The sequence below is a fragment of the Stenotrophomonas sp. 05L44_2 genome (assembly GCF_056665995.1).
The window spans coordinates 1-1825 of the sequence record NZ_JBFTNR010000783.1; the positions used below are offsets into that span (position 1 = coordinate 1).

A 1825-nucleotide genomic window follows, 5' to 3' on the forward strand; every position below is an offset into this window, starting at 1 on the left:
GTGTTCAACCGCGGCTTCGGGGGGTCGGAAGTACGCGACAGCACCTGGTACGCCGGCCAGGCCATCGTGCCGTACGCGCCGTGCAAGGTGTTCTTCTACGCCGGCGACAACGACCTCAACAGCGGCCGCAGCGCGACCCAGGTACGCGATGACGTGGTGGCCTTCGTGCAGCGCGTGCATCGCGACCTGCCGCAGACGAAGGTGGAATACGTCTCCATCAAGCCCAGCCCCTCGCGGGCGCACCTGCTGCCGGCGATCAACGACGCCAACGCGAAGATCAAGGCTGCGTTGGCGAAGCTGCCCAACACCGGCTACACCGACATCTACACACCGATGCTCGGGGCCGACGGCCAACCCGATGCGTCGTTGTTCCGCGAGGACATGCTGCACATGACCCCGGCCGGCTATGCGATCTGGACCAAGGCGCTGGCGCCGAAGGTCAACTGCAACTGATTGATCCCGAGGTTGCCGGCCAGCGGCCGGCACCACCGCGACAACGCGCGTGCTCCGGTAGTTGCCAACCTTGGTTGGCATGAATGCGTCCACCTGCATCCCAGTGAAAGCGCCGACCAAGGTCGGCAACTACCGAGGTGGCAAGCGGCCCTCAGCGGAAAATCACCGTCGCCTCGGTGCCCTTGCCCAGCTCGCTGGCCAGGCTGACCTTCCAGCCGAAGCGGTCACACAGGCGGCGCACGATCGACAGCCCCAGGCCAGTGCCCTGCGGTCGGCTGGGATCGGCACGATAGAACGGCTCGAACGCACGCGACAGCGCGTCGGCGGACATGCCGATGCCGGTATCGCTCACCACCACCCGGTCGTTGTGCACGTGCACGTCGATGCGGCCTTCATCGGTATAGCTGCAGGCGTTGCGCACCAGGTTGCTGACCACCACCTGCAGCACCCGCGGCGGTGCGTGCAGCTGCACGGCCGCGTCGCTGTGCAGGTGCACCGCCAGCGGCCGTCCCACCAGCAGCTCGTTGGCGTTGTCCACTTCGTAACGGACGACGTCGTTGACGTCGAACAGCTCCACCTGCGGCTCGACGTCGGCCTCACGGGCCAGGATCAGGAAGGCATCGATCACCGCTTCCATGTCCCGCCCGGCACGCTGGATGCGCTGCAGGCTCCGACGCAGGCGCGGCTCCAGGCTTTCATCGCCCAGCGCCATGTCGCTGGCCACGCGGATGACGGTCAGCGGCGTGCGCAGTTCATGGCTGGCATCACGGGTGAAGTTGCGCTCGCGCGCCACGTGCGCGGTGACCCGGTTGGCCAGCGAATGCAGCGCCGCCGCAAGTTGCCGGGTCTCGCCCTGCATGTCCGCCGGCAGCTTGTTCGGCTCCAGGTCGGCCGCTTCCGGATGGCCCGGATCCCAGCGCGAGACACGGCGCGCCAGCCAGTTCACCGGCGATACCAGGCGTTTGGAGGCACGGTAGGTGATCCAGGAGGCGCCATATACCGCCAGCAGGGTCAGCAGCACCGGCACGATGCCGAACCAGAACGCCAGCATCTCCGCGCGCGAGCGCAGGAACACCAGGTACAGGCGCCCCTCTTCGCGGGCGTCGACCAGCACCAGCTGATCGTCGTCGGGCAGTTCGTGGAAACCCGGTTCCAACGTGCGCAGGTTGGCCGGCAGTGACAGGCTGGACTGCCCGCGTTCCAGCAGGTAGCCACGGATGTTCTGGGTATTGGGCGGCGGCTGCACGGGCGAGGCCTCGTGCAGTGTCCAGTAGTACGCCGCTTCTTCGCGCAGGGCAGCGCCCACCAGGCTGTGCTTGATCACCAGCGAAACCAGCCAGGCACCCAGCAGGATACCCAGGCTGGCCAGCAC

Annotated in this window: 2 protein-coding genes; one reads left to right on the top strand and one right to left on the bottom strand. The window is 67.2% G+C overall.

Annotated elements, in window-relative coordinates:
* Positions 1 to 453 (top strand): GDSL-type esterase/lipase family protein (locus AC1VAN_RS20570; protein ID WP_480986606.1); only part of this gene is annotated, 453 nt, incomplete at its 5' end.
* Positions 454 to 604: 151 nt separating this feature from the next.
* Here AC1VAN_RS20570 and AC1VAN_RS20575 read toward each other — a convergent pair.
* Positions 605 to 1825 (bottom strand): sensor histidine kinase, encoded by a 1221-nt coding sequence (locus AC1VAN_RS20575; protein WP_480986607.1) that lies wholly within the window; start codon positions 1823 to 1825, stop codon positions 605 to 607.